Genomic DNA, 17,727 nt, shown 5'->3' on the forward strand with positions numbered 1-17,727 from the left:
GTGACGAGCATCGACCGGAAGACCCGCGCCGACATCGAGGACGACCTGCGCAAGATCGCAGCCGAGGTCTTCCCGAACCACGACGTCGAGTTGACCTCGAACACGCCCCTGTTCAACGGCGGGCTCTCGCTGAACTCCACCCAGATGATCGAGCTGACGCTGGCCTTCGAGTCGTACTACGACATCGAGCTCGAACCGGAGCTGCTGACGGTGGAGCACTTCGCCACCCTCGGCTCGCTCGCGACCATGCTCGAGGACCAGCTCAACGACGACTCCTATGTCTGATGGGGTACGGGTCGTCCTGGTGCACGGCAACGCCGGAGCAACCATCGACGGCATCTGGTTCCCGTACCTCAAACGGGAGCTTGAGGCTCGGGGCCACAACGTGGTGGCCCAGACCTTCCCCGATCCGATCAAGGGTCGGATGCGGTACTGGCTGCCCTACCTGACCGACGTCATCCGTCCGGACGACCAGACGGTCATCGTCGGGCACTCGTCGGGAGCACTGACCGCACTGCGGTACGCGGAGTCGGCGCCGCTGCTGGGCACCTTCGTGGTGGCCGGGCACCACACCGACTGCGGCTTCGAACTCGAACGGCGCAGCGGATTCTTCGACCAGCCCTGGGACTGGGCGGCGATCAAGCGGAACCAACGCTTCATCGTCCAGTTCCACTCGACGGACGATCCGTGGGTCCCCCTCGACGTGGCCCGGGAGCTGCACCAACTGACCGGCAGCCGGCTGACAGTGATGGAGGGGATGGGCCACTTCGGGTCGTACGACCAGAAGCTGGACACCTTCCCGGAACTGCTGGAGGCGGTGTGCCAGCAACTCGAGATGGTCGACAGGTGAGCGGTGGCCCGCTCCGCTTCGTCGACGAGGTCATCGACCGCCGCCACGACGACGACGCCGTGGCGGTGGTCGATCTGGCCACCAGCGTCCAGGTGTCCTACCGGACACTGGCCCGGCGGGTCCAGGCCCTGACCGACCTGCTGGCTCCCCTCGTCGGGCGGCACGGCACCGTCGCGATGGTGATGGACAAGTCCATCGACTCGGTGGTCTGCATGGTGGCGGCGCTTCGACTCGGCGCGCGGTACGTCCCCGTCGACGAGTCGTTGCCGCCGGCCCGGACCGCGGTGCTGTTCGCCAGGTGCCGCCCGACGGTGACGGTGGCGCATCCGCGGTATCTCGGGCTGCTCGCCGAGGCGGCGGCGGGCACTGTGGTGGTCGCCGGTGACTCCTGGGACGTGTCGGCTGAGGCCGACTACCGGCCGTCGGCGTACGGGGACAGGACACCGGACGACCAGGCGTACGTCATCTTCACCTCGGGATCGACCGGCGGCCCGAAGGGCGTCATGATCAGCCACCGCAGTGTGTGCGCGCTGCTGGAGGGCGTACAGCAGGTGGTCGGTTTCCCGGAACGGATGCGATACCTGAACGTGGCGCCGCTGTTCTTCGACGCGTCTCTTGTCGACCTGTACTCCACCTTCCTGGTCGGCGGCAGCGTGCACCTGCTGCCCCGGCTGTCGATAGCCGGCCAGGTCACGCAGGCGTGCGAGCGGTGGGGCATCACCGATGTACTGCTGGTGCCCTCGGTCATCCGGATGCTGCTCGGGCGGTTCAGCGACATCGACCGCCGCGATCTGAGCTCCCTGCGACGCCTGTGGTTCGGAGGCGAGTCGTGCCCGACCTCGCTGCTGCGGGCGATGGACAAGAAGCTTCCGGGTCTGACCTATGTGCACGGCTACGGCCCGACCGAGACCACGCACAGCGCCACCCTGTACGTGACCGACGACATCGCCGGTCACGATGACGAGTATCTGCCGATCGGGGCCCCGCTGCCCGCCGTCGACGTCCTGATCGTCGACGACGACCTGCGACCGGTGCCCGACGGCGACACGGGTGAGCTGCTCATCGGCGGACCGCAGGTCATGCTGGGTTACTGCGAGGAGCGGGCGAGGACCGAGCAGGTGCTGATCACGCGCGGCTCCCCCGAGATCCGGTACTACCGCTCGGGCGACTTCGTCCGGCGCACCGGCGCCGGTCAGCTCGTCTTCGTCGGCCGCCGCGACGATGCCGTGAAGATCGCCGGAAACCTCGTGCACACCTCCGAGGTCGAAGCCGCGGCGCTGGCCGTGGACTGGGTGGTCGACTGCTGCGCGGTGGTGACCCGGCACCGGGTCGCCGGCCGGGCCATCACCCTCTTCGTCCTGGCCGCCGACCGGAGCGGCGCCGAGGCCGACCTGAGGGCCGAGCTGGCGCGGGTGCTGCCGCCGTACATGGTCCCGGCCAGGATCATCATGATCGACGAGGGCGACGTCGGCCTGACACCGACCGGCAAACTCGACCGCTCCCGCCTGCGCGACCTGGTGACCTCCGATGATCGATGACGAGATCGCCGCGTTCACCCGGCGGGGTGTGCTGACAGTTGTCCCACGGGCGGCGAGCGGGCGCAGCCTCACCGACCCCGCCGAACTGCTGCGCCACGGTGTCGAGGAGTTCCTTCCCACGCCGGCCACCGTCGACCGGGTCGCCGAGGCGCTGCTCCGGGAAGGTCTCGCGATCGAGGCCCGAACCGACGTGGGCCTGACCGTCAGCGGTGAGCAGAGCCTGCTCGGGGACGTCTTCGGCAGCACCGTCGCCGTGTGCCGCAACAAGTACATCCGCGACTCCCCCCGCTACGAGCTCGTGGCGCGGGGTCCACTGCGTTCCCGGGTGTGCACCGACCTCATCAGTGCGGTCTCGGTGCCACGTTCCGGGTTCGAGCTGACCGCCACCGCGTCGCCGCCGGTGGTGCGCGGGACCGGGCACCACCTCCGCCTCCCCGGCGACGCGGTGCGGGTGGCCGGAGCCGAAGCGCTGCACACTGCCGGTGTCCGCGGCGACGGCGTCCGGGTCGTCATGGTCGACACCGGCCTCTACGACCACCCTCATCACCGCCAGCACGGCTACCGGACCTCGGTCGTCGCCGCACTGGCGCAGCTCGATCCCGCGGTCGACGAACGCGGTCACGGCACCGCGATGTCGGCGTTGCTGCTGGCGGTGGCGCCCGACGTGTCGCTCACCATGGTCAAGATGGCCACCGAGGGCTTCTCGTTTCCGGTCGCCGCGTTCCAGCGGGCGGTACAGCTCGAACCTGACGTCATCTCCTGCAGCTGGGGGACGTTGCGCGCGGAACCCCATCTGCATCTCGAGGTCGCCAACGCGATCCGGCGGGGCCGCACAGTGCTGTTCGCCGCCGGTAACGGCTCGACCGACCGGCCGACGGCGATGTTCCAGTCCGTCGCCACCCCTGGTGCCATCACCGTCGGGGGCGTGCACGTCGGCCCGGACGGCGAGCTGCGGGCCGCGGACCTCGCCTCCAGCTACCGGTCGGCGGTCTTTCCCGGGCGGGCCGTGCCGGACGTGTCCGGCCCGTGCGGCATGTTGCCCAACGGCAACTACATCCTCTTCCCCACCCAACCCGGTTGCCTGTTCGACCGCCGCAACAGCAAGTACGACGGTACGGGGGCGGATGACGGCTGGCTGGTGTCGAGCGGCACGTCAGGTGCCACGGCGTACGCCGCCGGCGTGGTGGCGCTGGCGATTCAGCAGGGTCTGCCGTGCACCGCCGAGTCGTTGGCCGTCCACTGTGTCCCGGTCATCCAGGGTCGTTCCATCACCGGGGACGAGTGCGGTGCGCAGAGCCCGAACCCGGCCACCGGCCACGGTCTGCTCACCGCGCGCCGTTTGGACGGGGTTGTCGCTACTGATCGGCCGCTGTTACGCTCCTCGATGGACAGACGGGGGAGCTCTGCGTGAATGGACCATTGCGTGCCCCCGCCAGGGAGTCCCCGACAACTGACATCCGGCCCCACCAGATCGTGCGCTTCGTCGGGGGCCGGGGGGTCGCCGCGCTGGCCGACCAGTTTCTGTTGTTCGCCATTCCCCTGTTGGTCTTCAAGACCACCGGCAGTGTCGCCGCGAGCGGGCTCGTCTTCCTGGTCGAGTGGCTGCCCCGGGTCATCTTCGTCCCCGTTGCCGGGGTGCTCGCCGACCGGGTCGACGGCTACCGGCTCTATCTGATCGCCGACAGCGTCCGGGCACTGCTCGCCGTCGGGGCTTTCGCCGCCGTCCTGGCCTGGCCGGGCGCGACGGTGGTGACGCTCAGCGTTCTCGCCGCGTCCATGTCCCTGGCCAGCGCCCAGGCGTACATCGCGATGGAGACCACTCTCCCCCGGTTCGTGCCCCCCGAGCACATGGTGCGCGCCCAGTCCGTCATCCAGGGCACCGAGCAGGCGAGCACCGTGCTCGGGCCGGCCATCGCGGTCCTGCTGGCCACGCTGCTGGGAACGACCGATCTCCTGCTGGTGACCGGGGTGCTCTTCGCGCTCACCACGATCAACGTCCTGACGCTGCGCGGCAGCCTGCGCAGCGCGGTCACCAACACCGAGCCCACGACGGTACGCGGCGTGCTGGCCTCAGTGGCCGAGGGTGCGCGCACGCTGTTCAAGCTCCCCGCGATCGTGGGCCTCGTCGGGCTGACGATGATGGTGAACCTCATGGTCGGCGTCGGCATGGCGACCAGCGCCGCCATCACCACCGGCACCTTCGGCAAGCCCGACCGCTACTTCGGGGTGCTGTCCTTCGCCGAGGGCGTGCTCTCCCTGCTGATCTTCTTCATCATCCCGCGACTGTCCCGGCGGATCACCCCACTGGTCGCCATCCTGGGCACCTTCGTGATCATCTGCCTGGGTGGGCTCACGATCAGCCAGGCGAACACGTTCACGCAGTTCGCCATCGGCTACACCTTGCTGATCGGCACCGTCGGCATCCTGAACGTCTTCATCCGCGCCGAACGGATCCGCCGCATCCCCCGCGAACACCTCGGCAAGACGATCGGCCTCATCGTCCTGCTGAACCAGGTCTCCCTGCCGGTCTCGGGTTTCGTCGTCGCCGTCTTCGCCACCGCGCACGGCCCGCAGGCCGTCCTGCTCGGCGCGGTGCTCGGATCCGTTCTCGTCGCCGTTCTGCTGCTCCCACTGGTCCTTCAACTGAGGTATCCGCATGCGCATCCTGATCCTGCACCGAATCACCGATGACATCATCCGCTACGCGGATGGCCTCGACTTCGAAGCCCACGAGGTGACGTTCATCGGTACGGCCGAGCGCATGGCGACACTGCCCGCACGGCTGCCCGGCACACGGATCGAGCGGCCCGGAACGGGCGCCACGGAGACCGAGGTGGTGGCGGCGCTCGCCGGCCACCCGAAGCCCGACCTGGTCATCGCCCAGTCCGAGTTCGACCTGATCGCCGCGGCGCGCATCCGGGAGGCGCTCGACGTGCCCGGCCCACGCGAGGCAGACGTGCTTCCCGTCCGGGACAAGGTCATGATGAAGGCCGCCGCCGCCCGGGCGGGTCTGCGTGTGCCGCGCTATCTCCCGCTGGCCTCGGCCCTCGCCGGAGACCACATCGGGTGGTCGGGCCGGACGGTGCTCAAGCCGCTCGACGGCGCCTCCAGCCAGGGCGTACGCGTATTCGACACCGCCGCGTCCGCCCTTGAAGCGGTACGCCGCGACGGCCTGCCCTCCGACGCGGACCCGAGCGGCTTCGAGATCGAGGAGTTCGTCGGCGGCCCGATCATCCACGTCGACGGGCTGGCCGTCGACGGCACACCGGTCACGCTGCAGGCCAGCCGGTACGTCGGCACCTGCCTCGGGTACGCCGAGGGCAGCCCGCTCGGTTCGGTGCAGACGGACACCCCGCCGGCCGTCGTGGAGTGGACCACCGCCTGCCTACAGGCCGTCGGCATCACCACGAGCCTGTTCCACCTCGAAGGCATCGAGACGCCCGACGGCCTGGTCTTCCTCGAGGTGGCCAGCAGGTTCGGCGGGGCCGGCGTGGCCGACACGTTCGAGCTGGCGACCGGCGTGCACATGCCGTCGGTGCAACTGCGGGCCCTCTCGACGCCCGGCGCCTCCGCCCCCGAGGCGCACGACTCCGGCCCGGACGCCCGGTACGGCTGGTTCATCGTTCCCGGTCACACCCTGGGCGCGAGGTTCTGCACCGTCGACGGCGCGGACGAGTTCCGGCGCAGCCCGCTGACCTGGCGCTGGGTGCAGCGCACCGAGGACGAGCCGGTCAGTCAGGCGCTGAGCTACGCCGAGTACGACGTGCCCATCGCCGGTATCGTCGGCCCGGCACCCACGGCGGTGCTCGAACAGTTCCTGCGGGACATCTTCGCCTCGGTCAAGGTCACGGCTGCCGGCAAGGCGGACAACAATGTCTGAGCTGCTGCTGGTCGGGGTCGGTTTCATGGGCAGGCCGTACCTCGCCGCCGCGCGACGGCTGGGCCTGCGGGTGGCCGCCGTGGAAGGCGCGGCACGAGCCGCCGACACGGGCGGGCTCGTGGACCACATCCGGGTGGCCCCCGGCAACCACGACGAGCAGTGGGCCGAAGGGGCCTGGGCGGCAGCGGCAGACCGCCGGCCGGCGGGAGTCGTGGCGTTCACCGAGAACAACGTGCTCGGCGCGGCCCTGCTGCAGGACCGGCTCGGCGTTCCCGGCCCGTCCCTGCACGCCGCGACCGTCTCCCGCAACAAGGCGCTGCAACGGGGCCTGTTCGCCGCGACGGGCATCCGCCAACCGGAATATCTGATGACCGGCGACCTGGAGTCGGCGCGCGAGTGGACCGCCGCCCGCCTGCCGGTCGTCGTGAAGCCACTGTCCGCCGCAGGGAGCGAGGGAGTGGAGCTGGTCGACAGCCTGGACGCCTTCCAGGACGCTGTGGCGCGCCGGAACGACGAGGGTCCGCTCCTGGTGGAGACGGCTGTCGACGGCCCGGAATACAGCTGGGAAGCGCTGATCAGCGGCGGGAAGGTGTGGCTGGCCAACCTCACCGCCAAGGAGACCGCCGAGCCGCCCCACTTCGTCGAGATAGCGCATCGCACCGGCGTCCAGCTCGACCACGAGGCCGCCGCCGAGGTGACGGAGTTCTGCACCGCGGTGGTGACCGCCCTCGGCATGCGTACGGGCATCGTGCACCTCGAGTTCCGGCTCGCCGCCGACGGGCCGACCCTGATGGAGATCGCCGTCCGGACCCCCGGCGACTACCTCATGGATCTGCTCAGCCTCACCTACGGCCTGGACTGGTTCGAGATGGTCGTCCGGCTCGCCATGGCGATGCCCCTGCCCGAGCCACCGTCGGGCCCCGTCGCGTACGCGGCGAGCTATCTCCCCATCGCGCCACCCGGCATCCTGGTCGAGATGCGGGGCATGGCCGAGATCGAGGCACACCCGGCGTTCGTCTCGTGCGGCTGGTGGAAGAACCCCGGTGACGTCGTGCCGGCGGCCACCTGGAGCGCGGAACGCGCCGGCTACCTCATCGTCTCGGCCGAAACCCCGGCGCTCCGCGACGAGGCACTGGAATTCGTCCGCAAGACGCTGACCATCGTCACCCGCCCCGTCTGACGGCGCGCAGCAGCACCGGAGCCGGCCGTCGACCCGAACCACCGGTCGGCCATGGGGCGCCCAGTGGCGGACAGCCGACACCGGAGCGCGAGGTAGCCGACTGTGACCATGGGGTCACTACGTGCACACTCCTCTGCGACATGTTCCCGTCGACTGGAGGAACAGATGCGTCTCCGATCGTTTGTCACCGCAGCACTGGCCACCGTCCTGGCCGCCAGCGCGCTCGTGCCGGCGGCACCGGCCGCGGCGGCCACCGCCGACCGCTGGGGCTTCGCGTACGTCAAGGACCCCACCGTGCCGGTCTGGACGGTGCTGGACACCAGCCGGCAGTGGGGCAGCTGGAAAACCGCGTTCCCGGCCGCCTGGGCCGACGGCGTCAAACTCGCACCCGGCCGGTTCCAGGTCCGCTTCCCGCAGATCGGTGCCAGTTCACGGGGCGTTCCCCACGTGACCCCGGTGAACCGGACCGGTCACTACTGCGAGGTGGTCCGCTGGTTCCAGTCCGGCGCTGACGAGATCGTCGACGTGCAGTGCCACAAGCCGGGCGGCACCCGCGACGACACCCCGTTCACGGTGCTCTGGACGACCAGTTCGGGCGTGCTGCCGGCCGGCACCTCCCACGCGTACGTGCAGTGGAGCAGCGGCCTGATGACGCAGTCGTACAACTCCACCGGCGTCGCGAACGCTGTCGGGCCGCTGGGCGTCGGGCAGTACCTGGTGCGACTGCCCGGGGTGGGGCTGGCCGGGGTGCTCGCCGGCAACCCGCAGGTCACCGCCGTGCAGCCGAACGCCGGTCCGCGCCGGTGCAAGGTCTACTCCTGGGGCGCGGTCGGCAGCGACGTGCAGGTCTACGTCTTCTGCTACGACCAGGCCGGCGCGTTCGTCAACACCGACTTCGTCCTCTCGTACCACCGTCGCCGGCCGGTGATCGGCTCCCTCGGCCCGCCGTCGTACTTCGGCTACCTGGGTACCGCCGTCGGCGGGCCGACCAACGACAACTCGGTGCTCGGCGTCGGCGCGAACACCGTGGCGCCGCTGGCGCCCGCCGGCCGCTACCTCGCGACCTTCCCGCAGGTCGGCCTCAAGGAGACACACGCCCAGGTGGTGGCGCAGGGCGCCGGCAGCAACTACTGCCACCTCACCCAGCCCTGGACGTACACCACCAACGCCGACGTCGACGTCATCTGCTTCGACAACACCGGCGCGGTCACCCCGCACCGCTTCCTGGCCACCTTCACCTCCCGACTCTGACGTCACGCCGAGCCGGGCCGGCGGCAGCCGTTCCCATTGCCGCCGGCCCGGTCTGGGCCGGGCCTGGAACGGCCCTCGGCGTGCCGCGTGGGGCACGACGCGGCACGGCCACCTGCTATCTGTAAACAACCCTTGATATTCACGGTCACGAACGTCAATATGTGGAGGTCGCGGGTCGTCGAACCCTTGGGGAGTGAGCCATGAGAAGCCGTCGGATCTTCGCAGTGCTGGCCGGGGCGGCGATGACCGTCACGGCCGCCGTCGCCTTCCTCCCCAGCAGCATGGCGGCAGCACCCTCGGCCAACGCCGTCGCGATGGCCGCCTGCACCGCCCCGGCCTGGGCCGAGGGCACCACCTACCAGGCGGGCACCCAGATCACCTACGGCGGAAGGCTCTACCAGGCACTGGTCACCCACACGGCGCACCCCGGGGCCGGCTGGAACCCCGCCGCGACGCCGTCGCTCTGGCGTGACCTGGGTGCGTGCTCGGGAAGCACGCCGCCACCCACCACGCCTCCCCCGACCACCCCACCGCCCACCACGCCTCCCCCGACCACGCCGCCGCCCACCACGCCTCCCCCGACCGGCGGGACCTGCGCGGTGAAGTCGCGGCCCACCGGCAAGGTGTTGCAGGGGTACTGGGAGAACTGGGACGGCGCCTCCAACGGCGTTCACCCCGGCCTCGGTTGGATCCCGATCACCGACAGCCGGCTCAACCAGCACGGCTACAACGTGATCAACGCGGCGTTCCCGGTTATCCGCGCGGATGGCACGGTCCTCTGGGAGAACGGCATGGACGCCGGCGTAAAGGTCGCCACCCCGGCCGAGATGTGCCAGGCCAAGGCGGCGGGCGCCACCATCCTGATGTCGATCGGCGGGGCCGCCGCGGGCATCGACCTCAGCTCCAGCGCGGTCGCCGACCGGTTCATCGCGACGATCGTGCCGATCCTGACGGCGTACCACTTCGACGGCATCGACATCGACATCGAGACCGGGCCTGACCGGTAGCGGCAACATCAACACGCTGTCCACGTCGCAGGCCAACCTGATCCGGATCATCGACGGCGTGCTGGCCCGGATGCCCTCGAACTTCGGCCTGACCATGGCACCGGAAACGGCCTACGTCACCGGCGGCAGCGTCGTCTACGGCTCGATCTGGGGCTCGTACCTGCCGATCATCAAGAAGTACGTGGACAACGGCCGGCTCTGGTGGCTGAACATGCAGTACTACAACGGCAGCATGTACGGCTGCGCCGGCGACTCCTACCCGGCGGGCACCGTGCAGGGCTTCACGGTGCAGACCCAGTGCCTGAACAACGGCCTCACCATCCAGGGCACCACGATCCGGGTGCCGTACGACAAGCAGGTCCCGGGTCTGCCCGCGCAGATCGGGGCGGGTGGCGGCTACCTGTCGACGTCGCTGGTCACCCAGGCCTGGAACTCCGTACCCGGCCTGAAGGGCCTGATGACCTGGTCGGCGAACTGGGACGGGTCGAAGGGGTGGACCTTCGGCGACAACGTGAAACGCCTGCAGGGCCGCTGACACGCGGCGGCGCCGGACCCTTGCCCAAATCATCTTAGTCATTAAGATAATTGCATGGGCACATCGACTGACTTCTCGGTGGCAATCGCCGGCGCCGGCCTCTCCGGCCTCTGCCTCGCCCAGTACCTGATGCGCGCCGGCATCGACGTGCACGTCTACGAGCGGGACGCGGGCCCCTTCGTCCGGCGGCAGGGTTACCGCATCATTCTCGACCGGCACGGGCTTCAGGCGCTGCGCGAGAGCCTGCCGCGCGCGCTGTACCAGCTGGCGCTGGCCACCGGCGACGAGCCCGGCGGCCAGCTGCGCTTCACCGACAGTCGGCTGCGTGACGCGTTCACCATCACCTTCAAGGATGAGCCGCACGCGACCCGCCAGGTCGACCGGCTGACCCTGCGGTCGATCCTGCAGTCCGGGCTGAACGGGCGCATCCACTACGGCAAGGACGCCGTCGCCGTCGACACCGGCGGCCCGGCGGGGCTGCGGCTGCGGTTCTCCGACGGCGGGGCCGCCGCGGCAACTGTCGTCGTGGGCGCGGACGGCGTCGGCTCGGCCCTACGCCCACAGCTCATGCCGGACGCGGACCCGGCGAACACCCCGATGGCGGGCATCTACGGCCGGTCGCCCCTCCACCGAAACGGCGAAAGCGTCATCCCGGAGGCGCTGCGTACCAGCGGGGTCCTGGCCCTCGCCGACCGGCCCGGCCGCGCCTTCTTCTTCACCTCCATGCGGTTCGGCGAGAGCCCGCAGGAGGCGTTCGGGCGCCTGGCCCCGGGCAACTACGCGCCCACCGGCTACGACTACGTCATGTGGGGACTGCTGCTCCAGCAGCAAGAGGTGCCCGTCGACAGCCGCGGGGACCTGCTGGCGCTGTGGAGGCTGGCCTCCCAGAGGAGCGTGGACTTCCACCCGGTCATCCGACGGCTGGTCGGCACCGCCGAGTTGGACGCCACGGTGCTCAACCTCTTCGCCACCGGCCGGCGCCCGCGCCGGTGGGCGGTGCCCCGGGCGACGATGATGGGCGACGCCGTGCACGTCATGCCGCCGTTCGGCGCACACGGCGGCAACACCGCGCTTCGCGACGCCGCCCTGCTCGGCCGCAAGCTGGTCGCGGCCCGCTCCGGCGGCACGTCGGTGGAGGAGGCGATCGCCGGTTACCAGGACGAGATGGTGCCGTACGCGTTCCGCGCCGTCGACACCGCCGCCGGGTTGATGCGCCGCCTCACCGGGGGTGCGGCCGCACCGCACTGGGTGCTGACCCGCGTGTTACCTCGGCTGCACCGGGTCACCGTACCGGAGGCATGATTGCGGGCATGCCCCACGAGCCGGCCCCCGCCTCCGCGATCGCCGACCTGATGCGCGCCGGGCGGGAGATGTCGCGGCTGTCCATGGTGTTCCGGTACGCCATCGCGGAGCGGCTCGGCCTCACCGTGAGCGACCTGGAATGCCTGGACCACCTGGCGGACGTCGGATCCGCCACCGCGGGGCAGGTGGCCGAACGGACCAACCTCACCACCGGGGCGGTGACCAGCATGCTCCGCCGGCTCCAACAGGCCGGCTACGTGACGACCGAGCGCGACCCGGCCGACCGCCGGCGGGTGATCGTCACCCTGCGGCCGGACCGGGTCGCCGAGCTGGAGCGACCGTACGAACGGTTCGCCGAGCGGGCGGGATGGCTCGTCGAGGGCTACAGCGTCGAGGAGGTCCAACTGCTGGTCCGGCACTACCACCGCATGCAGGCGATGTACCTCGCCGAGCTGGACCGCCTGCGCGGCGATCTGCCCGGTCACGCCCGGTGAAGCCCTGATGGTCGCAGGTGGGGTGACCGGAGTCGGCTACGGCGCGGGTTCCAGTACGACGACGGGGATCTGGCGGGCGGTCTTCCGCTCGTAGTCGGCGAAGCCGGGATACGCGGCCTTCTGCGCGCTCCAGATCCGCTCGCGCTCGTCCCCGGTGGCCACCCTGGCGACCAACTCGACCTTGTCCGTGCCGATCTCCGCCTGGGCCCGCGGATTGGCGAGCAGGTTGTAGTACCAGTCCGGATTGGTGGGCGCACCGCCCTTGGACGCGAACACGGCGTAGCCGCCATCCAGCTTCTGGTACATCATCGGGTTCACCCGAGGCTGGCCGCTTTTGGCACCGACCGTGTGCAACAGCAGCAGCGGCGCGCCGGCGAACTGGCCGCCGACCTGCCCATCGTTGGCGCGAAACTCGGCGATGATCTTGTCGTTCCAGTCACTCATGCCTTCTCCTCGCTCGCGCGGACCGGCTCCACAAACCACGATACTGACAGTCTCGGCCGGGCTTGGCACGGCGACAACGCGTGGCGCTGGCCCACAACAGGTGCGGACGTAACACCGGCCGCCCGTGGGGCCGCGACGCCCGAGCCGGGCGGGATGCGAGGCTGAGCAGGTGACCTACCCTCTCGCGCGCCGCGTCTACGACACCTGCCATCTCACCGGACGTTTTCGGCTGCGATCCGGGCAGGTCAGCGAGGAATACTTCGACAAGTACCTGTTCGAAGGGCAACCGGAGCTGTTGCGCGAGGTCGCCACAGCGATGGTGGCCCTGCTGCCGGAGTGCGACGTGCTGGCGGGGATGGAGATGGGCGGCATCCCGCTCGCCACGGTAATGTCACAGCTGACAGGTCTGCCGACAGTCTTCGTACGCAAGCACGCCAAGGAGTACGGCACCAACAAGGCCGCCGAGGGCGGTCCGGTGGACGGCCGACGTGTCGTGCTGATCGAGGACGTCGTCACCACCGGAGGGGCACTACTGGCATCGTGCGCACAGCTACGGTCCATCGGTGCCCGGGTGGAGACGGTGGTCTGCGCCATCGACCGCGAGCAGGGCGGTAGCGAGAATCTGGCGGCCGAGGCGCTGCAACTCCGGGCCGCCCTCACCCGCCGCGACCTGGAAGCTTCCCGAACACTCTGATCGCGACGGCCCGCCTGCTGACACCCCGTCCCCGGCCAACCGTCGGGGGCGGGTCGCGCAACCCGTTCCGGACAGAGCATAGTGGCCCGCGGCGCCATCGACGGGGTTGCTCGCTGTGCAGGAGGTGGTGGGAAGTGACGACGCGCTTACGTCTCCGCTGGACCGTGGCCGCACTGATCACGCTGACCGGCGGGACGCTCGCCGTGTCGGCGGCGCCCGCGACGGCGGCCCCGGAGACCGTCAGCATCCTGAGCGTGTCGGCGGAGAACGTGAAACCCAACGACACGGTGCGCCTGCGCTACCGGGTCACCAACAACGGACGCAAGGCCGAGACGGCCATCGTGGTGATCGGCGGCGGCCTGCGATGCACCTCCGGATGCCGGGTGGAACCGAACCTCGGGCCCGGCCGGAGTCAGACGTTCGACACGACGCTCGTCGCCCCCGACGCTCGCCCAGGTGAGATCACCGGCCTCAACATCTCGGTCGGTGTGCGTCTTGCCGGGCAGAACAGTTACGCCCACAAGATGGTGTACGTCCACGGCCCGGGTGCGGCGTCGTCGGGCGACAACAAGCCGGCGGCCGGCGTGCGTGGGGTCTCCGGCCGGGTCCGCGACGCCGACGGTAAGGCGATCGGCGGCGTGGCCCTGACCATCCAGGACAGCGCCGGGCACGAATACCGGACGACCAGCAGCCCCAGCGGCCAGTTCTCGATCACGTCGAGCGCCGGCAGGACGATCGCCGCCGGGTCCATCACTGTCCGCGCGGCCAAGGACGGCTACCGCACCGCTCGCACCACCGTACGGGGCAGCGCCGGTGACGTCGCGACCGTGCGGCTGACCCTCTCCGTGGAGGCGGCGCCCACCAAGGCGTCGCCGTCGCCCGCCGCGGAGGCGAGCCCGGTCGCGGCGGCGGGCGACAGCCCCCTGGAGGCTGCGCCACCGACGTTCAAGGCCGTCAGCGACGAGGCAGGCGGCACGTCGCCGTTCTTCCTCCTCGGCGGCCTACTAGTCGCCGCCGGCCTGGGCGCGCTCGTACTGGTCGTGATGCGTCGGAGGAACGCACCGGAGGCGGGTACGCCGGCGACGACCGAGTTGCTGACGCCGACCGGTGGGAGCATGGCCGACGCTCCGACGGCGGTGCTGCGCATCGGGCCCGTCGGCGGCGGCTTCCCGGGCTCGTACGGCCCTCCCCCGTCGAGTGGCACCCGGCAGAACGGCTACCGAGGCTGAGGAACCACACTCTCCGTCACCCCGTCGGTGTGCCAGGTGAGGCGGCCTATCCCTGAGCAGGGCCGTCGTCGGCAGTGGCGGCACGCAGCTCCTTGAGCACGTACGTGGCGGCCTTCTCGACGACCCGGATGCCGCCCTTCTGGCTCACGTGACGGTCGGAGAGCACCGCAATCAGCCAGTCATGACGGGCCTCGACGATCCGTCCGATGCTGTTGACCAACCAACGACCGCCGTCGACATCAGCGGTGTCCCAGCCGTTCTTGACGTAGACGGAACGATTGCCCGGTTCTCGGGCGGCGGTGATCCCCCATCGTTGCTCGGGGATCACCTTCGTCATGAGGCCCATGATGAAGGTACGGTCCTGCGGGGTCAGCGGTCCGGTCGGCGACGTCAGCGCGGTCAGCAGACGGAGCTGGTCGGCGGCCGTCGTCGTGGTGAGCCCCCAGTGCGAGTTGGGCTTGGTCTCCCGCAGACCGAAGGCGCGGTTCGCGGCGGTCAGGCCGCGCGAGCCCTCGATCCGCTGCCACAGGGCCACCGCCGCATCGTTGTCACTGGACACGATCATGTCCTCGGCCAATCGCCGGGTGTTCGCCCCCAGGGCCTTGCCCGGCGGTTGCTGATGCAGCAGCAGGGCCGCCAGGATGTTGACCTTGACAATGCTGGCGGTCTCGAAGCGTTTGGTGCCCGCCGTCACCGCAGCCGTTCCCTGCCGGTCCAGTGCCGCGACCGCCAGGTGGCCGTCGAAGCGGTCCACGTAGGCCTCGATGCGCGTCCTCGCCTCGGCGACCCGGTCGACGGCCGGTGTGGTGGGGATCGGACTGGCAGGGGAAGGACCGACCGACGGGCCGGGGTGGTCGCCGAGGCGACCGCGAGTGGCGCCGAAGGCGGCCGTCGCCACACCGGCGAGGGACATGGCGACAGTGGAGACAACCCAGCGGCGCGGCAGTTGCCTGCCTTTCCGCTCGGCCAAGGCGGGCCACCACCCTCGCCGCGATCACGTCCACCGCGGCCCGGCTGCCCGGATCGGGCACGCTGACCGTCGAGACCGTCTCGCCCCGTCTCAGCATCACGAACCACCTGACGGTGGTCCGGGCGTCGGCATGCGCGATACGACCTCGGATGAGCATGCCGGTGCCGTCGAGATACTGCGGATCGACGACGTCGAACGTGACCCGCGAGCCGAACGCCAGGTAGCTCGCGCACCGCAGCAGGACGCGACGGACGTCGTCGACATTCCGCTCGGCCCATCCCGGTTCGTACGTCTCCACGACGTGGTGGGCCTGCGACGAGCCATCAGACGGCCGGTAGTAGCGCTGCACGGCCGCGCGCCGATGCGACTTGGCCGGGTAGTCGCCGCTCTGATAGTCGGGGCAGTTGTCCTGCTCCCACGGCCAGGGCGGCAGACCGGTTCGCGCGTCGTCCTCCCGCCAGTCCGAACCCAGTTCACCCGCCCCCAGCAGCATGCCCGAACCACCCCGTTCGGCGTTCGCGGTGTGCCGCCCCGCGGGGCCGACGCCGGACTCCCCCCGATGGCACCCCCCGGCGCTCAGCACCAACGCCGTCAGGATCAACGGGACGACAGCGGCCGAGCCACGGCCTTGGCCGCGAGGCCGGCCTCGGCCCCTCCCGCTGCTCGATACGGACACCATGGACCTCCCCCAACACAGATGTTCGCCACCGTGGGTCGCGTTCGTGACGACCGCGCCTGGTGGTCATTCGCCGCCGTACGGCAGGCGCGCCCCGACACCAGCGGGACCCGCCGCCCGTCGGCCGCAGCCGGACCGATCAATGCCGTTCCTCGGCGAACAGCTCGGCCCGGGTCTCGCCGAGCAACTCGCGCAGACGATTGAGCGAGCGCATGCTCTGGCTCTTGACCACCGCGGCGGAGACGCCCACGACCTCGGCGACTGTCTCCACACTCAGGTCGTCCCAGTAGCGCAGCACGATGATCGCCCGATCCCGCAACGGCAGGGTGGCGACCGCGTCCAGCAGCGTCATGCGCAGCTCGGCCGGATGTTCCTCGCCCCGGTCCGGCGGAGCCGACATCGCCAACTCACGGCTGGAACGACGACGCTGCTGGTCGATCAGACACCGCAGCAGCACCTTGCGGGCGTACGCGTGCGGGTCGTCGGCGCGGCGGACCCGCCGCCAGTTGGCGTACACCTTGGCCAGCGCCGTCTGGGTGAGGTCCTGGGCGAGATGCCAGTCGCGGCACATCAGGAACGCGGCGTCGCGCAGGCGGCCAGCGGCAGCCTGCGCGAACTCGACAAACTCCTCGTCAGCCATTCGACCGGGCCAGCGACGGGAACCTCTTGGAACCGGTGACGACGAACTCCGCCGGCAGTTTCGTCCCCCACATCGGGCTCGCGGCGACAGCGGTCGCCTCGTCCACGGACAGGACGGGTCGTGCCGGCAAGGTCCCCTTGGCGCCCTAGTCCACACACGACGAGATCATCACGTTGACCTGCACACCACTGGGGTGATGCACCGTGACCATCTTGTTCTGTACGCAGTTGTCGGGCACTTCGGTCAGCTCCACCGTCCCCGGGGCAAGGGCGCCGCCGAGGCCGCCCTGGTAGACGGAGAGCCGCAGCATCCCCGGGCCAGCGCCCCGATCCAGGTAGAGCTGCACGTACGGCGTGCCGGGGCCCGCCCCGCTGCCCTGCAGACTCGCGTAACCGCTGGTCTTGCCCTCGGGCAGAAGCCGGGTGAGCAGTTCCAGGGCCCCCTGCGGTGTGGTGGGCAGCAGGTCACCGTCCGGCACCGCGCCGATCCGCACAGTGCCGATCACCGTGGTCGAGGAAGTCGGCAGGCCCGCCCGGAAGGGGTTCGCCCGCCCCTCGTCGTCGACGCCCATGGGACCCGGCGGCCCATCGGAGCGCTGAACCGGGGACGGCGGGGCGGAGCCGGTCGGCCTGGCCGGCGAGCCACCGGCCGCGCCGCCTGGTGGACCGACGTCATTCGCGCCGACGCCGAACGGCCCGACAGCCAGCCCGACCACGAGCACCATCACCAACACCGAGCCGCCCGCGCCGAACTGCGCCAGGCGGCGCCGACGGCGCAGCCGGCGGCCCTGGACCATCGACTGCTGAACCAGATCACCCAACGGCGGGGCGGGGTGCCGGGCCAAATCGTCAGTGAAACGCACACGGACGTCACCCATGTCCCGAACCCCTCTCCCCGGCCGACCACCCGCTGCGGTGATCCGTCGCTGACCAGACGGGTTGGTCAGCTGATTTGGTTACCGCCTTTCGCAGGAAATTTCTCGGCGACGGTCGAGGGAGAACAGCTATCGAGGTCCGAGCCCCGTCTTTCCATCGATC

At 70.4% G+C, this 17,727-nt stretch carries 18 protein-coding genes; 14 read left to right on the plus strand and 4 right to left on the minus strand.

Features of this window, described 5'->3' with window-relative positions:
* The 12 genes from QCZ28_RS08285 to QCZ28_RS08340 all read left to right on the plus strand — a co-directional run bounded on the left by QCZ28_RS08285 (position 1) and on the right by QCZ28_RS08340 (position 12,037).
* The gene (locus QCZ28_RS08285) at positions 1–285 is read left to right on the plus strand and encodes an acyl carrier protein (protein ID WP_279516017.1); all 285 of its coding nucleotides are present in this window, start codon (positions 1–3) and stop codon (positions 283–285) included.
* On the plus strand, positions 278–850 hold the full coding sequence (locus QCZ28_RS08290) for an alpha/beta fold hydrolase (RefSeq protein WP_279516018.1): 573 nt from the start codon (positions 278–280) through the stop codon (positions 848–850). The genes QCZ28_RS08285 and QCZ28_RS08290 overlap by 8 nt, the downstream gene beginning before the upstream one ends.
* Positions 847–2,388 carry an amino acid adenylation domain-containing protein gene (locus QCZ28_RS08295; RefSeq protein WP_279516019.1) on the plus strand — a complete coding sequence of 514 codons (1,542 nt, stop codon included), beginning with the start codon at positions 847–849 and terminating at the stop codon, positions 2,386–2,388. Before QCZ28_RS08290 ends, QCZ28_RS08295 begins: the two co-directional genes overlap by 4 nt.
* Positions 2,378–3,799, plus strand: coding sequence for a S8 family serine peptidase (locus QCZ28_RS08300; RefSeq protein ID WP_279516020.1), 1,422 nt, complete (start codon positions 2,378–2,380; stop codon positions 3,797–3,799). The genes QCZ28_RS08295 and QCZ28_RS08300 overlap by 11 nt, the downstream gene beginning before the upstream one ends.
* Entirely contained in the window at positions 3,796–5,079 is a 1,284-nt protein-coding gene (locus QCZ28_RS08305) for an MFS transporter (RefSeq protein ID WP_279516021.1), read from the plus strand. The genes QCZ28_RS08300 and QCZ28_RS08305 overlap by 4 nt, the downstream gene beginning before the upstream one ends.
* Complete coding sequence (locus QCZ28_RS08310) at positions 5,045–6,268, plus strand: hypothetical protein (protein WP_279516022.1); 1,224 nt, start codon at positions 5,045–5,047, stop codon at positions 6,266–6,268. The genes QCZ28_RS08305 and QCZ28_RS08310 overlap by 35 nt, the downstream gene beginning before the upstream one ends.
* Positions 6,261–7,448, plus strand: coding sequence for an ATP-grasp domain-containing protein (locus QCZ28_RS08315; RefSeq protein ID WP_279516023.1), 1,188 nt, complete (start codon positions 6,261–6,263; stop codon positions 7,446–7,448). The genes QCZ28_RS08310 and QCZ28_RS08315 overlap by 8 nt, the downstream gene beginning before the upstream one ends.
* A gap of 165 nt (positions 7,449–7,613) precedes the next feature.
* On the plus strand, positions 7,614–8,699 hold the full coding sequence (locus QCZ28_RS08320) for a hypothetical protein (protein ID WP_279516024.1): 1,086 nt from the start codon (positions 7,614–7,616) through the stop codon (positions 8,697–8,699).
* A 200-nt stretch (positions 8,700–8,899) separates the two neighbouring features.
* Complete coding sequence (locus QCZ28_RS08325; RefSeq protein ID WP_279516025.1) at positions 8,900–9,706, plus strand: carbohydrate-binding protein; 807 nt, start codon at positions 8,900–8,902, stop codon at positions 9,704–9,706.
* A gap of 58 nt (positions 9,707–9,764) precedes the next feature.
* Positions 9,765–10,241 (plus strand): hypothetical protein, encoded by a 477-nt coding sequence (locus QCZ28_RS08330; protein ID WP_279516026.1) that lies wholly within the window; start codon positions 9,765–9,767, stop codon positions 10,239–10,241.
* 54 nt (positions 10,242–10,295) lie between these two features.
* Positions 10,296–11,543, plus strand: coding sequence for an FAD-dependent monooxygenase (locus tag QCZ28_RS08335; RefSeq protein WP_279516027.1), 1,248 nt, complete (start codon positions 10,296–10,298; stop codon positions 11,541–11,543).
* An 8-nt stretch (positions 11,544–11,551) separates the two neighbouring features.
* On the plus strand, positions 11,552–12,037 hold the full coding sequence (locus QCZ28_RS08340; protein ID WP_279516028.1) for a MarR family transcriptional regulator: 486 nt from the start codon (positions 11,552–11,554) through the stop codon (positions 12,035–12,037).
* A gap of 36 nt (positions 12,038–12,073) precedes the next feature.
* On the opposite strand, the gene QCZ28_RS08345 is transcribed toward QCZ28_RS08340, so the two are convergent.
* Positions 12,074–12,481: a nitroreductase family deazaflavin-dependent oxidoreductase gene (locus tag QCZ28_RS08345; RefSeq protein ID WP_279516029.1), complete on the minus strand. Its 408-nt coding sequence runs from the start codon at positions 12,479–12,481 to the stop codon at positions 12,074–12,076.
* Between the two features lie 169 nt (positions 12,482–12,650).
* On the opposite strand from QCZ28_RS08345, the gene pyrE reads away from it, so the two are divergent.
* Both pyrE and QCZ28_RS08355 read left to right on the plus strand, forming a co-directional pair.
* The gene (pyrE, locus tag QCZ28_RS08350; protein ID WP_279516030.1) at positions 12,651–13,175 is read left to right on the plus strand and encodes an orotate phosphoribosyltransferase; all 525 of its coding nucleotides are present in this window, start codon (positions 12,651–12,653) and stop codon (positions 13,173–13,175) included.
* A 134-nt stretch (positions 13,176–13,309) separates the two neighbouring features.
* Positions 13,310–14,404, plus strand: coding sequence for a carboxypeptidase-like regulatory domain-containing protein (locus tag QCZ28_RS08355; protein WP_279516031.1), 1,095 nt, complete (start codon positions 13,310–13,312; stop codon positions 14,402–14,404).
* A gap of 46 nt (positions 14,405–14,450) precedes the next feature.
* Here the strand turns inward: QCZ28_RS08355 and QCZ28_RS08360 are convergent, their stop codons facing one another.
* The 3 genes from QCZ28_RS08360 to QCZ28_RS08370 all read right to left on the minus strand — a co-directional run bounded on the left by QCZ28_RS08360 (position 14,451) and on the right by QCZ28_RS08370 (position 17,567).
* The gene (locus QCZ28_RS08360; protein ID WP_279516032.1) at positions 14,451–15,302 is read right to left on the minus strand and encodes a serine hydrolase; all 852 of its coding nucleotides are present in this window, start codon (positions 15,300–15,302) and stop codon (positions 14,451–14,453) included.
* Between the two features lie 887 nt (positions 15,303–16,189).
* Positions 16,190–16,690 (minus strand): SigE family RNA polymerase sigma factor, encoded by a 501-nt coding sequence (locus QCZ28_RS08365; RefSeq protein ID WP_279516033.1) that lies wholly within the window; start codon positions 16,688–16,690, stop codon positions 16,190–16,192.
* A gap of 145 nt (positions 16,691–16,835) precedes the next feature.
* Entirely contained in the window at positions 16,836–17,567 is a 732-nt protein-coding gene (locus QCZ28_RS08370; RefSeq protein WP_279516034.1) for a hypothetical protein, read from the minus strand.
* Between the last annotated feature and the right edge of the window lie 160 nt (positions 17,568–17,727).

The sequence above is a fragment of the Micromonospora sp. DH14 genome, from assembly GCF_029809455.1.
Classification (GTDB): Bacteria; Actinomycetota; Actinomycetes; order Mycobacteriales; family Micromonosporaceae; genus Micromonospora; species Micromonospora parva.

Excerpts from the sequence above, each read along its gene's own strand:
- QCZ28_RS08290 (WP_279516018.1), top strand. The coding sequence starts at position 278 with ATGTCTGATGGGGTACGGGTCGTCCTGGTGCACGGCAACGCCGGAGCA.
- QCZ28_RS08300 (WP_279516020.1), top strand. The coding sequence starts at position 2,378 with ATGATCGATGACGAGATCGCCGCGTTCACCCGGCGGGGTGTGCTGACA.
- QCZ28_RS08310 (WP_279516022.1), top strand. The coding sequence starts at position 5,045 with ATGCGCATCCTGATCCTGCACCGAATCACCGATGACATCATCCGCTAC.
- QCZ28_RS08315 (WP_279516023.1), top strand. The coding sequence starts at position 6,261 with ATGTCTGAGCTGCTGCTGGTCGGGGTCGGTTTCATGGGCAGGCCGTAC.
- QCZ28_RS08320 (WP_279516024.1), top strand. The coding sequence starts at position 7,614 with ATGCGTCTCCGATCGTTTGTCACCGCAGCACTGGCCACCGTCCTGGCC.
- QCZ28_RS08325 (WP_279516025.1), top strand. The coding sequence starts at position 8,900 with ATGAGAAGCCGTCGGATCTTCGCAGTGCTGGCCGGGGCGGCGATGACC.
- QCZ28_RS08335 (WP_279516027.1), top strand. The coding sequence starts at position 10,296 with ATGGGCACATCGACTGACTTCTCGGTGGCAATCGCCGGCGCCGGCCTC.
- QCZ28_RS08340 (WP_279516028.1), top strand. The coding sequence starts at position 11,552 with ATGCCCCACGAGCCGGCCCCCGCCTCCGCGATCGCCGACCTGATGCGC.
- QCZ28_RS08345 (WP_279516029.1), bottom strand. The coding sequence starts at position 12,481 with ATGAGTGACTGGAACGACAAGATCATCGCCGAGTTTCGCGCCAACGAT.
- QCZ28_RS08365 (WP_279516033.1), bottom strand. The coding sequence starts at position 16,690 with ATGGCTGACGAGGAGTTTGTCGAGTTCGCGCAGGCTGCCGCTGGCCGC.
- QCZ28_RS08370 (WP_279516034.1), bottom strand. The coding sequence starts at position 17,567 with ATGGGTGACGTCCGTGTGCGTTTCACTGACGATTTGGCCCGGCACCCC.